Consider the following 21,117-nt stretch of genomic DNA (forward strand, 5'->3'; position numbering starts at 1 on the left):
GCCCCTTGACAGAGAGCCGCCCCTGCCCCAGGCGGGCAAGGGCGGCTCGCTCAGCGCGCGACGGGCCTGGAGCCGGGGTCCGTCGGCCCGGCATCGGTCGTGGCGTCGGCGACGGCCGCATCCGACCGTCCGCCCCCGCGCTGCTCGGCCTCCAGCCGCTCCGCCTCGTCACCGCTGATGGCCTCGCCGCGTGCGACCAGTCCGGCCTGATCCGACAGCGGGATCTGCTTGAGGAACAGCGAGAGCAGGAGCGCGAGCACGATGAATGGGACGAGATACCAGAACACCGGCGCCAGGGCGTCCGCATAGGCGGTGACGATGCCCTCTCGGACCTCGTCGGGCAGGGAGCTGAGCGTCGACGGATCGATCGTCGACGCGGCCTCGGAGGCCGCCTCGGGTGAGGCGCCGGCTCCCGCGAAGACGCCGAGCAGGTTCTCGGTGAGCCGCGTGGTGAATATCGTGCCGAACACCGCCGTGCCGAGGGAGGCGCCCACCTCGCGGAAGTAGTTGTTCGTGCTGGTCGCGGTGCCGATCTCGCCGGCCGGGACCGCGTTCTGCACGACCAGCACGACGACCTGCATGATGAGGCCGAGACCGGCGCCGAACACGAACAGGAACACGCAGATCAGCCAGATCGGGGTCGACGCCGACAGCGTGGTCATCGAGACCATGGCGATGCCGGTGATGATCGTGCCCAGGATCGGATAGATCTTGTATCGGCCGGTCTTCGAGATCGCGATGCCCGAGAAGATCGAGGTCCCCATCAGGCCGACCATCATCGGGATCATCAGCAGACCGGATTCCGCGGCAGAGGTGCCGGAGGACATCTGCAGGAAGGTCGGCACGAATCCGATCGCCGCGAACATGCCGATTCCGAGGACGAGTCCGATCGCGGTGGCGTTCACGAAGATCGGGTTGCGGAACAGGCTCAGCGGGATGATCGGGTCCTGCACTCGCGACTCCGTGATCACGAAGGCGGTCGCTGCGACGACGAGTCCGGCCCCCCAGGCCCAGGTGGCGAGCGAATCCCAACCGAACTCCTTGTCTCCGCCGAAGTCGGTGAAGAAGATGAGGCACGTCGTGGCGATGGAGAGGAAGATCACCCCGAAGATGTCGATCGGCTTCTCGGCCTTCTTGCTCGGCAGCTTGAGCGCGACCAGGGCGATGATGAAGGCGGCGATGCCGACCGGGATGTTGATGTAGAACGCCCACTGCCAGGTGAGGTGGTCGACGAAGTAGCCACCGAGCAGTGGACCGGCGACAGCCGAGAGGCCGAAGACGGCACCGAGCGGTCCCATGTACTTGCCACGCTCATTGGCGGGGACGATGTCGGCGATGATCGCCTGCGACAGGATCATCAGACCACCACCGCCGAGACCCTGCAGTGCGCGGAACACGACGAACATCCAGAAGTCGCTGGCGAACGCGCAGCCGACCGAGGCGAGGGTGAACAGCGCGATCGCGACCAGGAAGAGGTTGCGCCGACCCAGCACGTCGCCGAACTTGCCGTAGATGGGCATCACGATGGTGGTCGCGAGCAGGTAGGCGGTGGTGATCCACACCTGGTGGTCGACGCCGCCGAGCTGCCCGACGATCGTCGGCATGGCGGTGGAGACGATGGTCTGGTCGAGGCTGGAGAGCAGCATGCCCGCGATGAGGGCGCTGAAGATGATCCAGATGCGGCGCTTCGTGAGCAGGAAGGGCGCATCCTTCGTGGCGGTGACGGACATTCAGTGGGCTTTCTGTGACGGCGCGTACAGCGATCGGGCGAGGTCGAGGCGTCGGGTGATGAGGTCGGCGAACGACTCGATGGACTGGTGATGCAGGAGCTGGTCCATGCTCATGCGCACGAGCGCGCCGACGGTGTGCACGACCACCTCGGCGCGCAACTCCGCGTCGGCCGTGTCGTCGGTCTGATCGGAGCCTTCGGCGTCGACAGTGCGGCGCAGGATCAGGCCGACATCGCGTCGTTCGTTCTTCGCGATCTGCTCGAATGCAGCCTTGAGCAGACGCGGCTCCTGCTCGATCACGGCGAACATCGCCGGGGCGTCTTCCACGGGATTGAAGAGCTCGAAGCGGCTGATCGTCAGCTGGATGAAGTCGTCGATGAGGTCGCCGCGGCGGGCGGCGAACTCCTCCTCGAGCGCCTCCTGGCGGGAATCGATCGTCGCGAACCCGAAGACCGCGTTCTCCTTGCTCTCGAAGTAGTTGAAGAACGTGCGACGGGAGACCCCGACCTCGGCGCACAGCTCCTCGATCGTGAAACCGGCGAAGCCCCTCTCCGTCGTCAGTCGCCGCGCGGCATCGGTGAGGGCGCGGGAGGTGTCCCGCTTGCGTTGCTCCCGCAGTGAATCTGCACTCTCGCTCATGGAGTGCAATATTGCACTCTCAACCTTGGAGTGCACTGAGAGTGGTGCGTTGAGCCTTCACGAGAATCTTTTCGACCGATCTGTGACATCTGCCCTCCGGCATACGTCTTAGTGATGGCGTCGCCGACCGCGACCTGCGCACCGCACTGCGGGCGGCACACGGATGAAGGAGCTCACGATGACGAACACGACGGGTGGCATTCAGCCCGAGATCCAGGTCGTCACTCCGGTGCAGGGGGCTGCAGTGGGGACGACCACGATCGAGGATGCGGTGATCGCGAAGATCGCCGGCATCGCTGCGCGTGACGTCAGTGGGGTCCACACGCTCGGCGGGGGCGCCGCGCGCATGGTGGGCGCGATTCGGGATGCGCTCAACACGACCGACCTCTCGCAGGGGATCAGCGTCGCGGTCGGCGAAGCACAGATCACGGTCGATGTGACGATCGTCGCGGAGTATCCGGTGTCGCTGCAGAAGGTCGCCGACGACGTGCGCGCAGCCATCCACCGGGACATCGTCGAGCTGGTGGGCGTGCAGGCCGTCGAGGTCAACGTCACCATCGACGACGTGCACGTGCCCTCCGACGATGACAACGACACGGACGACGCGCCGACCGCATAGGGCGCCTCGTCGAAGACGCGGTCCCGAACTCCGGGGCCGATATGGGAGAAGGAGAAGCCATGAGTGCTGAAGACAAGATCAAGGCCGCTGCGGAGAAGGTCTCCGGCAAGGCGAAGGAGACCGTCGGCAAGCTCACCGACAACGACAAGCTCGTCGCCGAGGGCAAAGCCGAGCAGGCGAAGGGCGACGTCCGCGACGCCGCCGAGAACGTGAAGGATGCCTTCAAGAAGTGACGAGGCGGGGAGAGGCCGCGCGGCCTCTCCCCGATCCTTCCCAGGTGGGTGAGAAATGATCCGATCCGGTGGGGCGACTGTTCCGAACCTCTCAGGGGATCGGGTCGAGGGGTGGGGTAGATGGAAGACGAACGCTTTCGCACAGCGCTCGAACATGCGGACGACGGCATCGTCGCCGGCCGCGCGATGGATGGCGACGTCGCGGCGTTCGCGGTTCTCGTGCGCAGGTACACGCCCATGATGCGGGCGTACACGCAGCGGATGCTGAACGCATCGGCCGATGTCGACGACATCGTCCAGGAATCCTTCGTCACCGCCTGGCAGCGGTTCGGCGAGCTCGACGACCCGACCAAGGTGAAGAGCTGGCTGATGCGGATCGTCAGTCGGAAGGCCGTCGATCGCATCCGTGCGACCCGACCGGCCGTGGACATCGACTCGATCGACCGTCCCGCCCCGCTGCACGCGTCGCCGACCGCGGTCGTCGAAGCGCGCGCGGGCGTCGCGGCGCTCGGTGCCGCCCTGCGCGAGCTGCCGGATGCGCAGCGCGAGTGCTGGGTTCTGCGGGAGATCGGCGGGTACTCCTATGAGGAGATCTCCGAGGAGCTCGACATCCCCGTCTCGACGGCCCGCGGACTGCTCGCCCGAGCACGGAAATACATGATCGTACGGATGGAGGAGTGGCGATGACCGACGACAGAGAGAGTCCCGACGTCCGCCGGCTCGGCCTGGAACCGACCGATCTCGACGGGCACACGCTCGACGAGCTCACCGACTATCTCGATGCGGGGCGACAGCCCGCAGATCGCTCGATCGACGAGTCTCCCGGTTGCCAGCTCGCACTCGACGCACTGACACGGCTGCAGGGGCTCGGTGCCGAGCTCATCGCTGCGGAAGCCGCTGCCGAACCTCCGGTCGACGAGAACTGGGTCGATCGCATCCTCAGTGGCATCGCCATGGATGCGCGCGCCGGAAGGCGCATCCCGTTCGAGTCTCCGGATCCGCAGGTGGCTCTCGCGATCACCGAGGGTGCGGTGCGAGGACTCATCCGGTCGGCGGAGAACGCCGTGCCCGGCCTTCTCATCGGACGGTGCCGACTCGACGGGGACGTGACCCGACCCGGGACCCCGATCCGTGTCGAGATCGATGCGAGCGCGCTGCACGGACAGTCCATCCCGAAGGTCGCCGCCGAGCTGCGAGCCGAGGTGGATCGTGGTCTGCGTGCACACACCGAGTTGAACGTCGTCGCGATCGACATCGCGATCAGAGACATCCGGGAGGTGTCGTCGTGGGCGGGGGAGAGCTGATGGATGCACAGGAGCGCGGCGAGCTCGCCGCAGCGATCGAGGCGGTCGTCCGGTCGACGCCGGGCGTCCGCAGCGTCTATCGGTCCGGGTCGTTGATCTCGAACCTGCTGCGTGCGGGGGCCGAGGCGATCGGCGTGCGCACGAACGAGGAGCCGATCGTCTCCGTCGCCGGGAACGGTGACGGTGTGGTCATCGAGGCGACCCTCGGTGTCGACTCCGCAGCGCGTTCGGCGGAGATCCTCCACGCCGTGCAGGCGGCCGTCGATGCGGTGCTCGCGGAGCGCGGCGTCCGCCGTGAGAGCATCACCCTCACCGTCGCTCACGTGCAGGTTCCGGTGCAAGCGCACGCGGCGACCTGACCCAGCGATGAAAGCCACCGCGTGCCGCCGTCCGGGGGGACGACGGCACGCGGTCTCCCCGCGGGATCAGGCGGAGGCGGCGCGCAGCCCCTCGACGAGCGGGGTTGTCGGGCGGCCGATCAGACGTGCGAGCGTGCCGTCGGTGTCGCCGAGGGCGCCGTTCTTGATTCCGGCGTCGAGCGCAGCGACGAATCCGGCCGTACCCTCGTCGAGGCCGGCGCCGCGGAGCGCGGCGATCTGGTCGTCGAAGCCGAGCGGGACGTACGAGACCTCTCGTCCCGTCACCTCGGCGAACGCCGCGGCGAGGTCGGAGTAGTTCCAGGCGACGTCGCCGCCCAGCTCGTAGACCTCGCCGATGTGCCCGTCCTCGAGCGCCACTGCGGCCGCGGCTTCGGCGAAGTCCTTGCGGCTCGCCGAGGCGACACGTCCGTCGCCGGCGCCGGCGGCGAGCACGCCCGTCTCGGCGGCGCGCGCGAGGTCGGCGGCGTAGTTCTCGGTGTACCAGTTGTTGCGGAGGATCACCGCGGGCAGTCCCGCGGCCGCGATGAGCTCTTCGGTCGCCTTGTGCTCCGGCGCCAGGATCAGGTCGCTCGTGGTCGCCTTCGGGGCGCTCGTGTAGACGAACTTGGAGACGCCGGCGGCCTTGGCGGCCTCGATGACCGCCTGGTGCTGTGCGACGCGCTGGCCGACCTCGGATCCGGATACCAGCACGACGGTGTCGACACCCTCGACGGCAGCGGCGACGGATGCGGGGTCGGTGTAGTCGAGGGGGACGACGCGCACGCCGAGATCAGCGGCCTTGGCCGTGTCGCGGGCTCCGGCGACGATCGACTGCGGGTCGGCTCCGCGCTCGAGCAGGCTGGCGATGATGAGGCGGCCGAGGTTGCCGGTGGCGCCGGTGACGAGGATGGTCATGAGGGTCCTTTCTTAGGTGACACCCTCGACAACCCCGGGGTGGGTGTCCGGCATTCCAAACCGACGGTACCCACTTTGAAGTAAGGTACCCACATGACGGTTAGTTTCGCGCAGATAAAGGAATCGACTCCATTCGTCTTCGATCAGAACTGCGGCACGCGGGTCGTCCTCGATCACATCATGAGCAAGTGGGGAGTTCTCGTGCTCTCCTGCCTGTCCGACGGCACCCACCGTTGGGGTGCGCTGCGTCGGGAGGTCGGCGGGATCAGTGAGAAGATGCTCGCGTCCACTCTGCGCACGCTCGCGGACGACGGGTTGGTCCACCGGGAATCGCTCCCGACCGTGCCCCCGCACGTGGAGTACAGCCTGACGCCGCTCGGTCGCGATCTGATGGAGCGGATGCTGCCCCTGATGGAGTGGGTGGCCGATCATGCTGACGCCATGCTCGAAAGGACCTGAATCGACGGAATCCGTCGTCAAGGCGCATCTTGTGCTTCGGATTCAGATGGTCGAAGAAACCCATTGACGCGATAACCGTGGTGGCTCTACTGTTCTGACATGGCAGCAACGACGCCGATTCATCTGGAACGACCCGACGGCAAGGGTCTGGCTGCGGGAACACTGGGACTCTGGGGGTCGACCGTCATCGGTCTCGCCTCGACGGCCCCGGTCTACTCGCTGGTCGCGACGCTCGGTTTCGTGGTGCTCGCCGTCGGCGCGCAGGCTCCGATCGCCTTCATCATCGCCTTCGTCCCGATGCTCCTGATCGCCTTCGCCTATCGCGAGCTGAACAACGCGGTGCCCGACTGCGGCACGACCTTCACCTGGGGGACCAAGGCGTTCGGCCCCTGGGTGGGATGGATGGGCGGTTGGGGTGTCGCGGTCGCCGGCATGGTCGTGCTCGCCAACCTCGCCCAGATCGCCTCGGTCTACTTCTGGTCGCTGATCGGACAGGACCTCGAGAACAACGACTGGCGCGTCGTGGTCGTCGCCGTGCTCTTCATCGCGGCGATGACGTGGGTCAGCTGGCGCGGGGTCGAGATCGGCGAGCGCATCCAGAACATCCTGCTCGGGATCCAGTACCTGGCGCTCGCGATCTTCGTCGTCGCGGCGCTCTGGCAGTTCTTCGCCGGCACCGCCCCGAACCCGACCCCCTTCGACTGGGAGTGGATGAACCCGTTCGCGTTCACCGACTGGTCGGGCTTCACCGAGGCCATCCTGCTCGCGCTGTTCATCTACTGGGGATGGGACACCTGCCTCGCTCTCAACGAGGAGACCAAGGACCCGAAGCGCATCCCGGGTCGTGCCGCGCTGCTGACGACCGTGATCCTGCTGTTCACCTACGTCGCCGTGACCATCGCGGCCATGATGTACGCGGGTCTCGGCGAGGACGGCACGGGCCTGGGCAACGAGGCGAACGCCGACGACTTCTTCTTGGCGATCAAGGACGGGCTGCTCGGCCCGTTCGGATGGGTGCTGGTGGTCTCGGTGATCATCTCGGCGATCTCGTCGACCCAGACCACGATCCTGCCGACGGCCCGCGGCACACTCGCGATGGGTGTCTACCGTGCCCTGCCCGCGAAGTTCAAGGACGTGCACCCGACCTACAAGACCCCGTCGTTCTCGACGATCGTCATGGGAGTGGTCGCCTCCGTCTACTACGTCGGGATGACGCTGATCAGCGACAACATCCTTCAGGACTCGATCCTCTCGCTCGGTCTCGCGATCGCGTTCTACTACGCCATCACCGGCTTCGCCTGCGTGTGGTACTTCCGCAAGGACCTGACGTCGTCCGCCCGCGAGTTCTTCTTCAAGGGCCTGTTCCCGTTGCTGGGCGGACTCATGCTCACGTGGGCGTTCCTCCAGTCGGCGATCGACATGTGGGACGTCGACTACGGCTACACGGTGCTGTTCGGCATCGGCGGCACTTTCGTCATCGGTGTCGGATCGCTGGCCTTCGGCCTGGTGCTGATGTTCGTCTGGTACCTGTTCCCGCGGTCGAAGCGGTTCTTCCGCGGCGAGAGCCTGAACCGCGAGACCGAGGTGATGGTGCCGGACGAGCCTGCGGTGACGATCCGTTCGATCGACGGAGGCATCTGAGGATGCCGGTCGCGACGGCCGACCTCTACGACCAGCTCGGAGAGGGGATCCAATCCCTTTCGCTGCAGTTGCGCTCGTTCGGGCGCAGAACGGCATTCGACGGGCCGATCCGTACCGTCCGCTGCTTCGAGGACAATGCGATCGTGAAGTCCGTCCTCGCGAGCCCCGGCGAGGGGGCCGTGCTCGTCGTCGATGGCGCCGGATCGCTCGAGACGGCGCTCATGGGCGATCTGATCGCGGCATCGGCCGTTGCGAGCGGGTGGGCGGGCGTGGTCATCAACGGGGCGATCCGGGACAGCGTCGCCATCGACGCGCTCGACCTCGGGGTGAAGGCTCTGGGCACCAATCCGCGCAAGAGCGCCAAGCTCGGCGCGGGTGAGCGCGACGTGACGCTCGTGATCGCCGGAGTGGTGTTCCGGCCCGGGGCCCACCTCTACAGCGATGAGGACGGGATCCTCGTCGAACGCTGAGGGGCGACCGGTGGAGGAGAAGTGCGTGTCCTAGGCTTGCTCCGTGCGCATCCGGCTCGACATCGCCTACGACGGCACCCACTTCCGCGGGTGGGCGAAGCAGCCGACTCTCCGCACCGTGCAGGGCACGTTGGAGGCCGCGCTCGCCCGGATCGTCGGATCCGACGTGCAGTTCGTGGTCGCGGGGCGCACCGACGCCGGTGTGCACGCAAGCGGCCAGGTCGCGCACGTCGACCTGGATGAGAGACAGTGGGCGCGCATCGAGGCCCGGCAGGGACGCGCGCCGCTGGAGCCCGCGGAGACCATCGCCGGTCGCATGAGGGGCGTGCTCGGCGCCTACTCCGACGTCACGGTCACGCGGACGTCGATCGCCCCGGAGGGGTTCGACGCCCGATTCTCTGCGGTGTGGCGTCGCTACCGATACCGTCTCGCCGACGCGCAGGCCGGTTTCGATCCGCTGCGCCGCCACGACACGACCACGGTTCGCGGGCGGCTCGACGATCAGGCGATGGATGCCGCCGCGCGTACGCTCATCGGGCTGCACGACTTCGCGGCGTACTGCAAGCCCAGGGAAGGGGCGACGACGATCCGCACCCTGCTCGACTACCGCTGGGAGCGCGATGCCGATGGCGTGCTCGTGGCGGAGGTCAAGGCCGACGCGTTCTGCCACAGCATGGTGCGCGCACTGGTCGGCGCCTGCGTGGCGGTGGGGGAGCGGCGTCTCGATGTGGACGACCTGGTGGTGCTGCGTGACGCGCTGACGAGGACGAGCGAGTTCAAGGTGCTGGCCGCGCGAGGCCTGATCCTCACCGAGGTCGGGTATCCGGCCGACGCGCTGCTCTCGGCGCGGGCGGAGCAGACCCGCGCGCGACGCGATGACACGCGTGGCAGCGACTGAAGGCGTCGGCGCGCCCAGCAGCACTCGACCTCCCGCGCGGACACTCGGTGTGAGAGCGGCGCATACGACGAAGAGGGCCGACCGTCGTGGTCGACCCTCTTCGTGAAACCGTGCCGTGTGTCAGCTGCCGGCGAGCTGCTGGTCCAGGTCCTGGATCGCCCGCATCATGCCCAACAGCGACTCGGACATGTCGTTGATGCCATCGACCGCGGTCTTCAGACCCGTCGTCAACTCCGTGTACCCCTCACCGAACTTCCCCGACGCATGCTGCGTCTTGAAGTCCTCACCCAGAAGAGTGTCCACCTGACCCTTCAACGTGTCCAACTGACCCTGAATGTCATCACGAGCCTGCGACAGCGACGACGCCACCTGCTCCATCTCCGCATAAGACGCACCGAAATCGGCCATCGTCCACACCTCCGCCAATCGAGAGAACCGGACCCCTCCGGCCCGAACAACACCCACCCTACGGCGCACCCACGAACACCGTCGATGGGGACAACTCCCCATCCCCGCACAGGGCTCGATGCGTGTCGGTACCGGCGCCCTCATCGGCACGGGCGCCGGTACCGATCACGTCCAGGACACGCCGTCGGGCGGCTGCGCGGAGCCCACGCACAGCGGTCGGGAGTAGCGTGGGAACGATCATGAAGGTCATCTCGTACAACCTCCAGAAGCACCGGGCAGCCGGCGAACTCGCCGCGCTCGTGCGTGCGCACGATCCCGACGTCCTCTGCCTGCAGGAGTGCGATGTTCCGGAGCTGCCCGCGCAGATCGGCGACCTCGTGCTGGCTGACGCCACGCAGGGCAATCGTCTCGGGCTTGCGCTCTTCTATCGAGCGAGCACATTCCATCTGCAGGCGATCCGCATGCTCGGCCTCAAGAAGTCGTTGCACGACCGCATCGCGAAGCCGGCGCACGAGCGCGTCCTCGGCGCACGATTGCGCGACATCGACGATGGCCAGGACTTCATCGTCGCCTCCTTCCATGCCGCGCCGCTGACCGCGTTGAACTCGTTGCGACGTCACCAGATCCGCGCCGCCCTCAGCGAGCTCGCTGCGCTCGGCGAGGGACTGCCGCAGTTGATGGTCGGGGACTACAACTATCCGATCTTCAAGGAGAACCTCGGTCAGGCCGTTCGAGAGCACGGGTATGCGCTGTCGCTCAGCGACGACCACACGTATACGCGCTACCGCGTGTTCCGGGGGCACTACGACTTCGCCACGTCGACCGGCTTCGAGATCGAACGCATCACGACTCTCCCGCAGGGCGCGAGCGATCACCGTCCCATCCTCGTCACGGTCAAGCCCGACTGAGGCCAGGGTTTGGGCATACGCACGGCGTGGCGTATGATTTCTCTTTGGTGCCTTTCCCCGTCCGCGGAGAAGGGGCATCGTCCGAACGTGAGCCCTCCACTGGCGTGTTCCTCCCTGTCGGGAAGAACCACCCCGGAGTGGGATTCACGAACTTCTCCGTTCGACACAAGAAAGCAGCACTATCGTGACGCGCACTTACACCCCCAAGGCTGGCGAAGTCCAGCGCGATTGGGTCGTCATCGACGCCACTGACGTCGTTCTCGGCCGTCTGGCCTCGCACGCCGCAACGCTCCTGCGTGGCAAGCACAAGCCGACCTTCGCCAACCACATCGACTCGGGTGACTTCGTCATCATCGTGAACGCGGAGAAGGTCGCGCTCACGGGTCAGAAGCTCCAGAAGAAGATGGCCTACCGCCACTCCGGTTACCCGGGCGGCCTGAAGTCGGTCACCTACGCCGAGCTCCTCGAGAAGAACCCGGTCCGCGCTGTCGAGAAGGCCATCCGTGGCATGCTCCCCAAGAACAGCATCGGCCGCCAGCAGCTGTCCAAGCTCAAGGTGTATGTCGGTGCCGAGCACCCGCACGCCGCACAGCAGCCGACGCCGTACACCCTCGACCAGGTCGCCCAGTAAGCGCCGTAAAGACTTAAGGACATACTCGTGGCTGACATCCAGGACACCACCGAAACCCCCCAGAACTTCTCGACGTCGACTCCCGAGACCGACGTGGTCGAGGCGGCTCCCCGCCCCGTCCTCAGCGTCCCGGGCGCCGCTGTCGGCCGTCGCAAGCAGGCCATCGCCCGCGTGCGCATCGTCCCCGGCTCGGGCACGATCACGGTCAACGGCCGCACGATCGAGGACTACTTCCCGAACAAGCTGCACCAGCAGCTGATCAACGACCCGTTCACCGTGCTGAACCTCGCTGGTGCGTACGACGTCATCGCACGCATCTCCGGCGGAGGCCCCTCGGGTCAGGCCGGTGCGCTTCGCCTCGGAATCGCCCGTTCGCTGAACGGCATCGACGAGGAGAACAACCGTCCGACCCTGAAGAAGGCCGGCTTCCTCTCGCGCGACGCCCGTGTCAAGGAGCGCAAGAAGGCTGGACTCAAGAAGGCCCGTAAGGCGCCTCAGTACTCGAAGCGTTAAGGTCAACTGCTCCGATGCCGATCTTTGGCACGGACGGCGTGCGAGGACTCGCCAATGGCACCCTCACCGCCGACCTGGCGCTCACCCTGGCCCAGGCGACTGCTGTCGTCCTGGGCCAGGGCCGTACTGCGGAGGCTCGCAAAGCCGAAGGCAAGCGACTCACCGCAGTGGTCGCCCGGGACCCCCGGGTCTCCGGACATTTCATCGCCGCGGCCGTCGCCGCGGGTCTCGCCTCTTCCGGAGTCGACGTGCTCGAGGCGGGAGTCATCCCGACGCCCGCTCTCGCTTTCCTCGTCGCCGATCGCGATGCCGATTTCGGCGTGATGATCTCGGCGTCGCACAACGCTGCGCCCGACAACGGCATCAAGATCTTCGCCCGCGGAGGACGCAAGCTCCCTGACGTGGTCGAGTTGCGCATCGAAGAAGCGCTGACCGGCGACAAGCTGCGCCCGACGGGTGCCGGCGTCGGTCGCATCGACCGGTTCTCCGACGCGGAGGACCGCTACGTGGTGCATCTTCTCGGATCGCTCCCGAACCGGCTGGACGGCATCCACGTGGTGCTCGACTGCGCCCATGGCGCGGCCTCCGGTGTCTCTCCGGAGACATTCCGCGATGCGGGAGCAGAGGTCACCGTGATCGGTGCCGACCCTGACGGCTGGAACATCAACGACGGTGTCGGCTCGACTCACCTGGACAACCTGGCCGAGGCCGTCGTGCGTCTCGGGGCCGACATCGGCATCGCTCACGACGGCGACGCCGACCGCTGCCTCGCCGTGGACGCCGAGGGCAATCACATCGACGGCGACCAGATCATGGCCATCCTCGCAGTGTCCATGAAGGAGCGCGGCCACCTCACGGACGACACGCTGGTCGCCACGGTGATGAGCAATCTCGGTCTGCATGTCGCCATGCGCGAGCACGGGATCACCGTGCGCCAGACGGCCGTCGGAGACCGTTACGTGCTCGAGGACATGAACGAGGGCGGGTACGCCCTCGGCGGTGAGCAGTCCGGTCACGTCATCATGAGCGAGTACGCCACGACAGGCGACGGAATCCTCACCGGCCTCCACCTGGTGGCCGAGATGGCGCGGCAGAAGAAGTCGATCGCTGAGCTCGCCTCGGTGATGACGGTCTACCCGCAGGTTCTCATCAACGTGCGCGACGTGGACAAGGATCGCGTGTCCGATGACGAGGTCGTGCAGCAAGCCGTCCGTGACATCGAGTCCGAGCTGGGCGACTCCGGACGGGTGCTGCTGCGCAAGTCCGGCACCGAGCCGTTGGTGCGCGTGATGGTGGAGGCGGCCGATGCCGAATCCGTGCATGCATACGCCGGACGCCTCGCAGAGGTGGTCCAAGAGCGCCTGTCGCTCTGACCTGACCTGACGCTACGACGGCCGATCGCTGATCTCAGCGATCGGCCGTCTCGCGTTCCCCGCTCCGTGATCCCGTGTCGCTCTGCGATCCCGTGCCGCTGTGGGCGCGCAGTGCCCGCGGCGTGGCTCCGTAGTCCTCCTGGAGCGCGCGACGGAGGCTGATGGGGGAATGGAAGCCGGAGTGCTGGGACACCTGCTCGATGCTCAGCGCATCGAAACGGCTGTCGATGAGAAGCGATCGGGCGCGGCGCGCGCGCTGGTGTCTGATCTCGCCGGCCACACTGTTCTCCACTTCGGCGAAGACCAGCTGGAGCTGACGGAGGGAGACCTGAACCTCGCGGGCGACGAGGTCAGGATTCAACGCCGGGTCGCCGCACTGCTGTGCGATCACGGCGATGGCGCGGTCGCGCAGCGCGGCGTGGGGAGAGCGTTGCGGGGACGCCGTGTCGACGCGGTCGAGCAGGATCGCTCCGCTCATCTCCACGATCAGATGCTCCATGGCATATCGCTCGATCGCCGTCGCGTCGTCGTCGACGGTGAGGACCTGCTCGATGAACGCCTGCATGGCGCGATCCAACGGGCGCCGCTCTTCGAGGACTCGACTGGTGGCGGGCAGCGTCGCGACGAACGCCCCGAGCGCGGAGCGGGGAACAAAGGCGGCGATGATGCGCCAGGCACCGTCGCACCGAACACGTTGGTCGATCCCGGGCGGGGCGAGCACGAGCCCGTTGCCGAGCGGCACCCACGGGCCGTGCTGCTCCTTCGCCGAGATTCCCCCTGCCTCCACGAAGGCGAAGACGGCGTGGTGCGGGTGCGCGGTGGTGGTGTCGATCGCCAGTTCGGTCGCCGTGCCCTGCATCGACAGCAGGATCACAGGCCCAGGCGTCCGCCGCGTCGCGCGGATCGTCGCCGGATCGTCGACTGCGCGTACGCCGTGCGAGATCAGTTCGGCCGAGCCGATGGCCAATGCCTCTCCCGGACTCACTCAGCACCCCCCGACGCCGATGATCGATGGGCGGCGCCGAACGATGAGGTCGGCTCGCCGGGCTCGTACCTCCCGCCAGCGGTCTGCGACCGCGGGAGAGGTGCTCGCTTCGTCAGAGGATACCCGCACGGAGGTACGCGGCAACAGGGCGTGTTCGTGCCGCGTCGTCCTCCGCTCATGTTCGAGGGGCGGACGCCGCTCAGGTTCGAGAGGCGGACCAGCTGAGCTGTTCGATGTACCTCAGCAGCACGCCTTCGCGCAGAGCCCATGGCGACACTTCGAGCTCGTCGACGTCGAGGGCCGTCATCGCCGTATGCAGAGAGACCGCGGCGGCCACGATCTGGAACGTCCGGTCCGGAGTGATGCCCGGCAGCTCCTGCCGCGCGGAGGCGGGAAGGCGTGCGAGGCGCGGGATCCACGACCCGAGGGAGGCGCGGGGGAGCAGCATCCGCTCGCTTCCCGACCATCCCGGTACCGGGTACCCGACCAGGCGGGCAAGGGAGCGGATCGCCTTCGACGATCCGACGACATGGTCTGGGCGGGGGAGGGCGACGAACCGCGGCAGCACATCGGTCAAGGTTGTCGTCGCGTGCGCGCGCAGCCGCTCCACCTCGGCCTCGCCCGGAGGATCGTGCGGCAGGAACTGCACCGTCATGCGTCCGGCGCCGAGCGGAACGGACGCGGCCGCGTCCGGCATCTCCTCCGCGCCGGCGGCGATCTCCAGCGAGCCGCCGCCGATGTCGAGGAGCAGGATCTGACCGGCGGACCAGCCGAACCAGCGCCGTACCGCGAGGAACGTCAGCTCGGCCTCGGTCTCACCGTCGAGCACCTGCAACGGCTGGCCGAGGGCTGCTTCGATACGGGCGATGACCTCGCTGCCATTGCGCGCGTCGCGAACCGCGCTCGTCGCGGTGGCCAGCAGCGCGTCGACACGCTCGCTCTCGGCCACACGCCGTGCCTGCGCGACCGCTTCCTCGAGCGCGGCGACGCCCTCCTCCGAGATGGAGCCGTCGGGGGTGAGATAGCGCATGAGGCGCAGCACCGTCCTATCGCTCGTCGTCGCGAGCGGCCGTCCACCGGGACGGACGTCGGCAGCGAGCATGTGGACGGTGTTGGATCCGATGTCGAGGACTCCCAGGCGCACGGGAAGAGACTACTCGCCCCCCGGATACGATGTACTCCGTGACCACCGCCGACCCCACACTGCCGCTGTCGCCCTATCGGGAGATCGGACGCGCGGAATGGGCGCGGCTCGCGGCCGGGCTCGACCAGCCGCTCACCGAGACCGAGGTCGTCGAGCTCCGCGGTATCGGGGACCGTCTCTCGCTCACCGAGGTACGCGAGGTGTACCTGCCCCTGAGCCGCCTGCTGAGCCTGTACGCCACGGCGACGAAACGGCTGGGGGCGGCGACCTCCTCCTTCCTCCAGGAGGACGACACCACGACGCCGTTCGTCGTAGGCGTGGCCGGTTCCGTGGCGGTGGGCAAGTCGACCATCGCCCGTCTGCTGCGCGAGCTCATGAGCCGTTGGCCGGGGACGCCGCGGGTGGAGCTGGTCACCACGGATGGCTTCCTGTACCCGAACGCCGAGCTCGAGCGCCGCGGGATCATGGACCGCAAGGGTTTCCCCGAGTCGTACGACCGGCGCGCGCTGATCGAGTTCCTCACCGAGGTCAAGAGCGGTGCCACCGAGGTGCGCGCCCCGTTCTACTCGCACATGCGCTACGACATCGTGCCGGACGCGAACGTCGTGGTGCGTCGCCCCGACGTCGTCATCGTGGAGGGGCTGAACGTGCTGCAGCCGCCGCCGGCTCCGAACGATGTCGCCGTGAGCGACCTGTTCGACTTCTCGATCTTCGTCGACGCCGATACGTCGCATATCGAGAAGTGGTACGTCGACCGCTTCCTCGCACTCCGGCAGGCGGCCTTCAGCAACCCCTCGTCCTACTTCAACGTGTTCGCGCACCTCACGGACGACGAGGCGATCACGACGGCTCTCGGCTACTGGAACGAGATCAACATGCCCAACCTCATCGAGAACGTGATGCCGACCAGGCACCGCGCGCGCCTGGTGCTGCGCAAGGGTGCCGACCACGATGTCGAGACGGTGCTGCTGCGCAAGCTCTGACCCCGCGTGCGACCCGCGACGGGGCGGAAGAATGTACGGACGACTCGCAAAAAACTCGTCTTACTCTTGATCGCATGTGTGGAATCGTCGGATACGTGGGCCCGCGCCCCAGCCAGGACATCCTTCTCGCAGGCCTCGCACGCCTGGAGTACCGCGGATACGACTCGGCGGGTGTCGCCGTCATCGATGGCGGCGGCTCGCTCGGCATGCGCAAGAAGGCGGGAAAGCTCGCCGTGCTGCGCGATTCGCTCGCCGACGCGCCGCTCCCTGACGGGTCGACCGGCATCGGGCACACCCGCTGGGCGACCCACGGAGGACCGACCGACGGCAACGCGCACCCGCACCTTGCCGACGACGACAAGCTCGCCGTCATCCACAACGGCATCATCGAGAACTTCGCCGCACTGCGCGACGAGCTCCTCGCCGACGGCGTCGTGTTCCGCAGTGAGACCGACACCGAGGTCGCTGCTGCGCTCCTCGGACGCGAGTACGCCGGCAACGGCGGCGACCTGCAGCTCGCCTTCCGCAGCGTCGTGAACCGCCTCGAAGGTGCGTTCACCCTGCTGGCGATGCACCAGGACCACCCCGGTCTGGTGGTCGGCGCCCGCCGCAACTCCCCGCTCGTGATCGGACTCGGCGAGGGCGAGAACTTCCTCGGCTCCGACGTCGCCGCGTTCATCGAGCACACGCGCAAGGCGCTTGCGATCGGCCAGGATCAGATCGTCTCGATCACCCCCGACGCCGTCACCGTGATGGACTTCGCCGGCACGCCCGTCGAGCCCGAGCCGTTCGACGTGTCGTGGGATGCCGCCGCTGCCGAGAAGGGCGGATGGTCGAGCTTCATGGCCAAGGAGGTCGCAGAGCAGCCCGAGGCCGTCGCCAACACCATCCGCGGTCGCATCCACGACGGACAGGTCGTCATCCCGGAGCTCGACGGACTGGACGAGCTCTTCGTGGGTATCAACCGCGTGATCATCACCGCCTGCGGCACGGCGTCATACGCGGCGTTGGTGGGCAAGTACGCGATCGAGCAGTGGGCACGTGTCGCCGTCGACGTGGAGCTCGCCCACGAGTTCCGCTACCGCGACCCCGTGATCGGCGCCGACACCCTCGTCGTGTCGATCAGCCAGTCGGGCGAGACCATGGACACCCTGATGGCCGTGAAGTACGCCAGGGAACGCGGTGCGCGCACCCTGTCGATCTGCAACACGCAGGGCGCCACGATCCCGCGCGAGTCGGATGCCGTCGTGTACACCCATGCCGGCCCCGAGGTCGCCGTGGCCTCGACCAAGGCGTTCTCCGCGCAGATCACCGCGCTCCTGCTGCTGGGCCTGCACATGGGCCGGGTGCGCGGTGCGGTCGCCGATGCCTCGGTCGACGTCGACGAACTCGCTGCTCTTCCCGAGAAGATCGCCAAGGTGCTCGAGAGCGAGCAGGAGCACGTCACCCAGCTCGCCGGGTGGATGGCCGACACCCGCTCGGTGCTGTTCCTGGGACGCCACGTCGGGTACCCGATCGCCCTCGAAGGTGCTCTCAAGCTCAAGGAGATCTCCTACATCCACGCCGAGGGCTTCGCCGCCGGCGAGCTCAAGCACGGACCGATCGCACTGATCGAACCCGGGCAGCCGGTGTTCGTGCTGGTTCCGTCGCCGCGCCACTCCGCGCTCGTGCACTCCAAGGTCGTCTCGAACATCCAGGAGATCCGCGCGCGCGGTGCCCGGGTGATCGTGATCGCCGAGGAGGGCGACGCCGCCGTGCTGCCGTTCGCCGACGAGGTCATCCACATCCCGCTCGCCGGAGCGATGTTCGAGCCGCTGCTCGCCGTCGTGCCGCTGCAGATCTTCGCGATGGCGCTGGCCACGGCGAAGGGCCTCGACGTCGACCAGCCGCGCAACCTCGCCAAGTCGGTCACGGTCGAGTAGACCCGCCCTTCGAATCGCGCGAATGGCTTCGTTTCCAGTGGAAACGGAGCCATTTGGGCGATTTCAACCGGAATCAGGCTCGGTAGGCTGAACGGGTGATCATCGGCACCGGAATCGACCTCGTGGACATCCCGCGATTCGAGCGGACGATGGCACGGACGCCGCGATTGCGCGAACGGCTCTTCGCCCCGTCGGAGCGCACCCTCCGCCTTCCGTCCCTCGCCGCCCGCTACGCGGCCAAGGAGGCGCTGATCAAGGCGCTCGGTGGCTCGGACGGCGTGCACTGGACCGAGATCGAGATCGCGTCGGAGCCGTCTGGTCGCCCGCATTTCGTGCTCTCCGGCTCGACGGCCGCCGTCGTCGAGGAACGCGGCATCCTGACGCTGCATCTGACACTCACCCACGACGCCGGTCTCGCCGCAGCGTTCGTCGTCGCCGAAGGAGCACCGCTGTGACCGTCCCGTTCCGCGAAGCGACCATCGATCTCGACGCGATCGCCGACAACGTGCGTCATTTCCGACGACTCACCGGGGTCGAGGTGATCGCCATCGTGAAGGCCAACGCCTACGGCCACGGCGCGGCGGCGGCGGCCGTCGCGGCGCTCTCCGCCGGTGCCACCCGCGTCGGCGTCGCCGAGATCCCCGAGGCGCTCGAACTGCGCCGACAGGGCGTGCGTGCACCGATCATGGCGTGGCTGCACGCGCCGGGGGAACGATTCGAGCACGCCGCCGCGCAGGACATCGAGGTGGGGATCTCGTCGTTCGACCAGCTCGAGGCAGCCGGAGCTGCCGCCGCGGTCGACCGTCCGGTCGGCGTGCACCTGAAGTTCGAGACCGGGCTGTCGCGCAACGGCATCGCCCCCGCCGACTGGGGCCGCGTGCTGGCCGAGGCCGCGCGCCTCGAGCGCATCGGACGACTGCGCATCGTCGGGCTGTTCAGTCACCTCTCCAACACGTCGGTCGACGACGACAGAGCTGCGCTCGCGAAGTTCGAGGAAGGCGTCGCCGCGGCGGCGGCTTTCGGCATCCGCCCCGAGATCCGGCACATCGCTGCGACGGCCGCCGCCATCGACCTGCCGGAGATGCGCCTCGACGCGGTGCGCATCGGCGTCGGACTCTTCGGCCTCTCGCCGTTCGACGGCCGCAGCTCCGCGGAGCTCGGTCTGCGCCCGGCGATGACGCTCCGCGGTGCGATCGCCGCCGTCCGCAGAGTGCCCGCAGGAACCGGCGTCTCCTACGGCTACGACCATCGCACCGACCGCGACACGACGTTGGTCCTGGTGCCTCTCGGATACGCCGACGGGGTGCCGCGGAACGCATCGGGAAAGCTCCCGGTCTCGATCGGCGGACGCCGGTTCGTGAATGTGGGGCGCATCGCGATGGACCAGTTCGTCGTCGACGTCGGCGACGCTCCGGTCTCGATCGGCGATGAGGTGGTCCTGTTCGGCGACCCCACCCTCGGCGTACCGTCCGCGACGGACTGGGCGGATGCCGCCGACACCATCAACTACGAGATCGTCACCCGCATCGGTCCGCGCGTCCCCCGGCGGACCTCGTGAGCGTGGACCCTGCGTTCCTCGGCCGACGAGAGATCGCGACCGCCGACGCGATGGAGCAGTTGGGCGTGCGGATCGGGGAACAGCTGGAAGCCGGCGACCTGCTCGTCCTGACGGGCCCGCTGGGCGCGGGGAAGACCACGTTCACGCGCGGCCTCGCCGAGGGGCTCGGAGTGCGCGGTCCCGTGCAGAGTCCGACCTTCGTCATAGCCCGCACGCATCCCTCGCTGGTCGGCGGTGCGCCACTCGTGCATGTCGACGCCTACCGGCTCGGTTCCGCCGCGGAGCTCGACGACCTCGATCTCGACCTCGAGCGATCGGTCGTGGTGGTGGAGTGGGGACGCGGTATGGCCGAGGAATTGGCCGACTCGTGGTGGGATGTCGAGGTGGAGCGCCCGGTCGGATCCTCCGATCTGGACCCGTCGGAGCTCGACGCCGACGCGCCGAGGGTCGTCACGATCGTGCGAGAGAGCATCGTATGACCCCGGCCGTGGATCGCGCTCTCGTCGCCGTGATCGTCGAGGACGACCCCGATGTGCGATCCCTCCTGGAAGAGGTGTTCCTCGCCGCCGGTTTCGAGACGATCCTCACCGGTTCCGGGTTGGAGGGGCTCGCGGCCATCGAGCAGCACCAGCCGGTGATAACGACGCTCGACATCAATCTCCCCGGCATCGACGGCTTCGAGGTCGCACGACGCATCCGGCGGATCAGCGACACCTTCATCATCATGCTCTCCGCGCTCTCCGAGGAATCCGACGTGGTCCTCGGTCTCACGTCGGGAGCAGACGAATATCTGGTGAAGCCGTTCCGTCCGCGCGAACTGCGTGCGCGCATCGAGGCGCTGCTGCGGCGCCCCCGCGTCGCCGATCCCCGTCCCTCGGACCCCCGCCCTTCCGAACCCCGCTCCCTGCTTCCCCGGCTCCCGGAGACTGTACGAGCGGCAGTCGAGCCCGACCCGGCGGCCGACGGTGCCACCGTTCTCACCTGGCGGGGCCGTGTCCACCGGGATCTCAGCCTCGACCTCGACACGCGGATGGTCCTGATCGGGCAGCGGCGCATCGACCTCACGCCGACCGAGTTCGACCTGCTCGCGATGCTGCTCGAGGCCGGTCTCCGCGTGCGCAGCAAAGCCGATCTCGCGCGAGGGTTGCGCGGGGCACCCGAGGGCTCGAACGAGTACGTGAGCGAGCCGGACAAACGGGCGATCGAGACCCACATCGCCAACCTGCGGCGCAAGCTCCGCGACAGCACGACGCAGCCGCGCTACATCGAGACGGTGCGCGGCGTCGGCTATCGTCTCACGCCGGCCGATGGTCCGTGAATGCCGCGGGGCGGGACCGTGGTTCCCCAACCACGGCCCCGGTTGCCTGCGAATCCCCACTCGCGTGGCCCCAGCGTCTGCGTTGTTCCCCAGTCGCAGTATCGGCC

25 protein-coding genes are annotated in these 21,117 nt (G+C 67.7%); 19 read left to right on the forward strand and 6 right to left on the reverse strand.

The window, feature by feature from the left end; genetic code table 11:
• Positions 1 to 50: 50 nt before the first annotated feature.
• Together MST3598_RS04490 and MST3598_RS04495 are read right to left on the reverse strand one after the other, a co-directional pair.
• Positions 51 to 1,730 carry an MDR family MFS transporter gene (locus MST3598_RS04490; RefSeq protein WP_029259825.1) on the reverse strand — a complete coding sequence of 560 codons (1,680 nt, stop codon included), beginning with the start codon at positions 1,728 to 1,730 and terminating at the stop codon, positions 51 to 53.
• Positions 1,731 to 2,369 (reverse strand): TetR/AcrR family transcriptional regulator, encoded by a 639-nt coding sequence (locus MST3598_RS04495; protein WP_021199036.1) that lies wholly within the window; start codon positions 2,367 to 2,369, stop codon positions 1,731 to 1,733. It abuts the gene before it with no gap.
• Positions 2,370 to 2,547: 178 nt separating this feature from the next.
• Here MST3598_RS04495 and MST3598_RS04500 point away from each other — a divergent pair, with 178 nt between their 5' ends.
• The 5 genes from MST3598_RS04500 to MST3598_RS04520 all read left to right on the forward strand — a co-directional run bounded on the left by MST3598_RS04500 (position 2,548) and on the right by MST3598_RS04520 (position 4,884).
• Entirely contained in the window at positions 2,548 to 2,988 is a 441-nt protein-coding gene (locus MST3598_RS04500; protein ID WP_021199037.1) for an Asp23/Gls24 family envelope stress response protein, read from the forward strand.
• A gap of 59 nt (positions 2,989 to 3,047) precedes the next feature.
• Positions 3,048 to 3,221, forward strand: coding sequence for a CsbD family protein (locus MST3598_RS04505; protein WP_029259828.1), 174 nt, complete (start codon positions 3,048 to 3,050; stop codon positions 3,219 to 3,221).
• A gap of 120 nt (positions 3,222 to 3,341) precedes the next feature.
• A complete protein-coding gene (locus MST3598_RS04510; RefSeq protein WP_021199039.1) occupies positions 3,342 to 3,908 on the forward strand; it encodes an RNA polymerase sigma factor in 567 nt (188 codons plus the stop codon).
• Positions 3,905 to 4,525: an Asp23/Gls24 family envelope stress response protein gene (locus MST3598_RS04515; RefSeq protein ID WP_029259829.1), complete on the forward strand. Its 621-nt coding sequence runs from the start codon at positions 3,905 to 3,907 to the stop codon at positions 4,523 to 4,525. Before MST3598_RS04510 ends, MST3598_RS04515 begins: the two co-directional genes overlap by 4 nt.
• Positions 4,525 to 4,884 (forward strand): hypothetical protein, encoded by a 360-nt coding sequence (locus MST3598_RS04520; RefSeq protein ID WP_029259830.1) that lies wholly within the window; start codon positions 4,525 to 4,527, stop codon positions 4,882 to 4,884. The genes MST3598_RS04515 and MST3598_RS04520 overlap by 1 nt, the downstream gene beginning before the upstream one ends.
• Positions 4,885 to 4,950: 66 nt before the next feature.
• On the opposite strand, the gene MST3598_RS04525 is transcribed toward MST3598_RS04520, so the two are convergent.
• Positions 4,951 to 5,799: an SDR family oxidoreductase gene (locus MST3598_RS04525; RefSeq protein ID WP_029259831.1), complete on the reverse strand. Its 849-nt coding sequence runs from the start codon at positions 5,797 to 5,799 to the stop codon at positions 4,951 to 4,953.
• Positions 5,800 to 5,892: 93 nt separating this feature from the next.
• On the opposite strand from MST3598_RS04525, the gene MST3598_RS04530 reads away from it, so the two are divergent.
• From MST3598_RS04530 to truA, 4 genes are all read left to right on the forward strand, one after another.
• On the forward strand, positions 5,893 to 6,258 hold the full coding sequence (locus tag MST3598_RS04530) for a winged helix-turn-helix transcriptional regulator (RefSeq protein WP_021199043.1): 366 nt from the start codon (positions 5,893 to 5,895) through the stop codon (positions 6,256 to 6,258).
• A gap of 99 nt (positions 6,259 to 6,357) precedes the next feature.
• On the forward strand, positions 6,358 to 7,899 hold the full coding sequence (locus tag MST3598_RS04535; protein WP_021199044.1) for an APC family permease: 1,542 nt from the start codon (positions 6,358 to 6,360) through the stop codon (positions 7,897 to 7,899).
• Positions 7,900 to 7,901: 2 nt separating this feature from the next.
• A complete protein-coding gene (gene rraA, locus MST3598_RS04540) occupies positions 7,902 to 8,369 on the forward strand; it encodes a ribonuclease E activity regulator RraA (RefSeq protein WP_029259832.1) in 468 nt (155 codons plus the stop codon).
• A 43-nt stretch (positions 8,370 to 8,412) separates the two neighbouring features.
• Positions 8,413 to 9,267 carry a tRNA pseudouridine(38-40) synthase TruA gene (truA, locus tag MST3598_RS04545; protein ID WP_021199046.1) on the forward strand — a complete coding sequence of 285 codons (855 nt, stop codon included), beginning with the start codon at positions 8,413 to 8,415 and terminating at the stop codon, positions 9,265 to 9,267.
• A gap of 120 nt (positions 9,268 to 9,387) precedes the next feature.
• On the opposite strand, the gene MST3598_RS04550 is transcribed toward truA, so the two are convergent.
• The gene (locus MST3598_RS04550; protein WP_028501988.1) at positions 9,388 to 9,675 is read right to left on the reverse strand and encodes a WXG100 family type VII secretion target; all 288 of its coding nucleotides are present in this window, start codon (positions 9,673 to 9,675) and stop codon (positions 9,388 to 9,390) included.
• Positions 9,676 to 9,914: 239 nt separating this feature from the next.
• Here MST3598_RS04550 and MST3598_RS04555 point away from each other — a divergent pair, with 239 nt between their 5' ends.
• From MST3598_RS04555 to glmM, 4 genes are all read left to right on the forward strand, one after another.
• Entirely contained in the window at positions 9,915 to 10,583 is a 669-nt protein-coding gene (locus MST3598_RS04555; RefSeq protein WP_029258647.1) for an endonuclease/exonuclease/phosphatase family protein, read from the forward strand.
• 184 nt (positions 10,584 to 10,767) lie between these two features.
• The gene (gene rplM, locus MST3598_RS04560) at positions 10,768 to 11,214 is read left to right on the forward strand and encodes a 50S ribosomal protein L13 (protein ID WP_017828209.1); all 447 of its coding nucleotides are present in this window, start codon (positions 10,768 to 10,770) and stop codon (positions 11,212 to 11,214) included.
• 27 nt (positions 11,215 to 11,241) lie between these two features.
• On the forward strand, positions 11,242 to 11,727 hold the full coding sequence (gene rpsI / locus MST3598_RS04565) for a 30S ribosomal protein S9 (protein ID WP_017828210.1): 486 nt from the start codon (positions 11,242 to 11,244) through the stop codon (positions 11,725 to 11,727).
• Positions 11,728 to 11,741: 14 nt separating this feature from the next.
• A complete protein-coding gene (gene glmM, locus MST3598_RS04570; RefSeq protein ID WP_021198971.1) occupies positions 11,742 to 13,100 on the forward strand; it encodes a phosphoglucosamine mutase in 1,359 nt (452 codons plus the stop codon).
• Positions 13,101 to 13,134: 34 nt separating this feature from the next.
• Here the strand turns inward: glmM and MST3598_RS04575 are convergent, their stop codons facing one another.
• Entirely contained in the window at positions 13,135 to 14,085 is a 951-nt protein-coding gene (locus MST3598_RS04575; RefSeq protein WP_136053418.1) for an AraC family transcriptional regulator, read from the reverse strand.
• A 199-nt stretch (positions 14,086 to 14,284) separates the two neighbouring features.
• Entirely contained in the window at positions 14,285 to 15,229 is a 945-nt protein-coding gene (locus MST3598_RS04580; protein WP_096359466.1) for a Ppx/GppA phosphatase family protein, read from the reverse strand.
• Positions 15,230 to 15,258: 29 nt separating this feature from the next.
• On the opposite strand from MST3598_RS04580, the gene coaA reads away from it, so the two are divergent.
• From coaA to MST3598_RS04610, 6 genes are all read left to right on the forward strand, one after another.
• The gene (coaA, locus tag MST3598_RS04585; protein WP_021198968.1) at positions 15,259 to 16,212 is read left to right on the forward strand and encodes a type I pantothenate kinase; all 954 of its coding nucleotides are present in this window, start codon (positions 15,259 to 15,261) and stop codon (positions 16,210 to 16,212) included.
• Between the two features lie 74 nt (positions 16,213 to 16,286).
• Complete coding sequence (glmS, locus tag MST3598_RS04590) at positions 16,287 to 18,134, forward strand: glutamine--fructose-6-phosphate transaminase (isomerizing) (protein ID WP_029258644.1); 1,848 nt, start codon at positions 16,287 to 16,289, stop codon at positions 18,132 to 18,134.
• A gap of 95 nt (positions 18,135 to 18,229) precedes the next feature.
• Complete coding sequence (locus MST3598_RS04595; protein WP_029258643.1) at positions 18,230 to 18,589, forward strand: holo-ACP synthase; 360 nt, start codon at positions 18,230 to 18,232, stop codon at positions 18,587 to 18,589.
• On the forward strand, positions 18,586 to 19,692 hold the full coding sequence (alr, locus tag MST3598_RS04600) for an alanine racemase (RefSeq protein WP_029258642.1): 1,107 nt from the start codon (positions 18,586 to 18,588) through the stop codon (positions 19,690 to 19,692). Before MST3598_RS04595 ends, alr begins: the two co-directional genes overlap by 4 nt.
• Positions 19,689 to 20,171 carry a tRNA (adenosine(37)-N6)-threonylcarbamoyltransferase complex ATPase subunit type 1 TsaE gene (gene tsaE, locus MST3598_RS04605; RefSeq protein WP_029258641.1) on the forward strand — a complete coding sequence of 161 codons (483 nt, stop codon included), beginning with the start codon at positions 19,689 to 19,691 and terminating at the stop codon, positions 20,169 to 20,171. The genes alr and tsaE overlap by 4 nt, the downstream gene beginning before the upstream one ends.
• Positions 20,168 to 21,010 carry a response regulator transcription factor gene (locus tag MST3598_RS04610; protein WP_029258640.1) on the forward strand — a complete coding sequence of 281 codons (843 nt, stop codon included), beginning with the start codon at positions 20,168 to 20,170 and terminating at the stop codon, positions 21,008 to 21,010. The genes tsaE and MST3598_RS04610 overlap by 4 nt, the downstream gene beginning before the upstream one ends.
• The last annotated feature ends 107 nt before the right edge of the window (positions 21,011 to 21,117 follow it).

The sequence above is a fragment of the Microbacterium sp. TPU 3598 genome, from assembly GCF_002356155.1.
GTDB classification, from domain to species: Bacteria; Actinomycetota; Actinomycetes; order Actinomycetales; family Microbacteriaceae; genus Microbacterium; species Microbacterium maritypicum_A.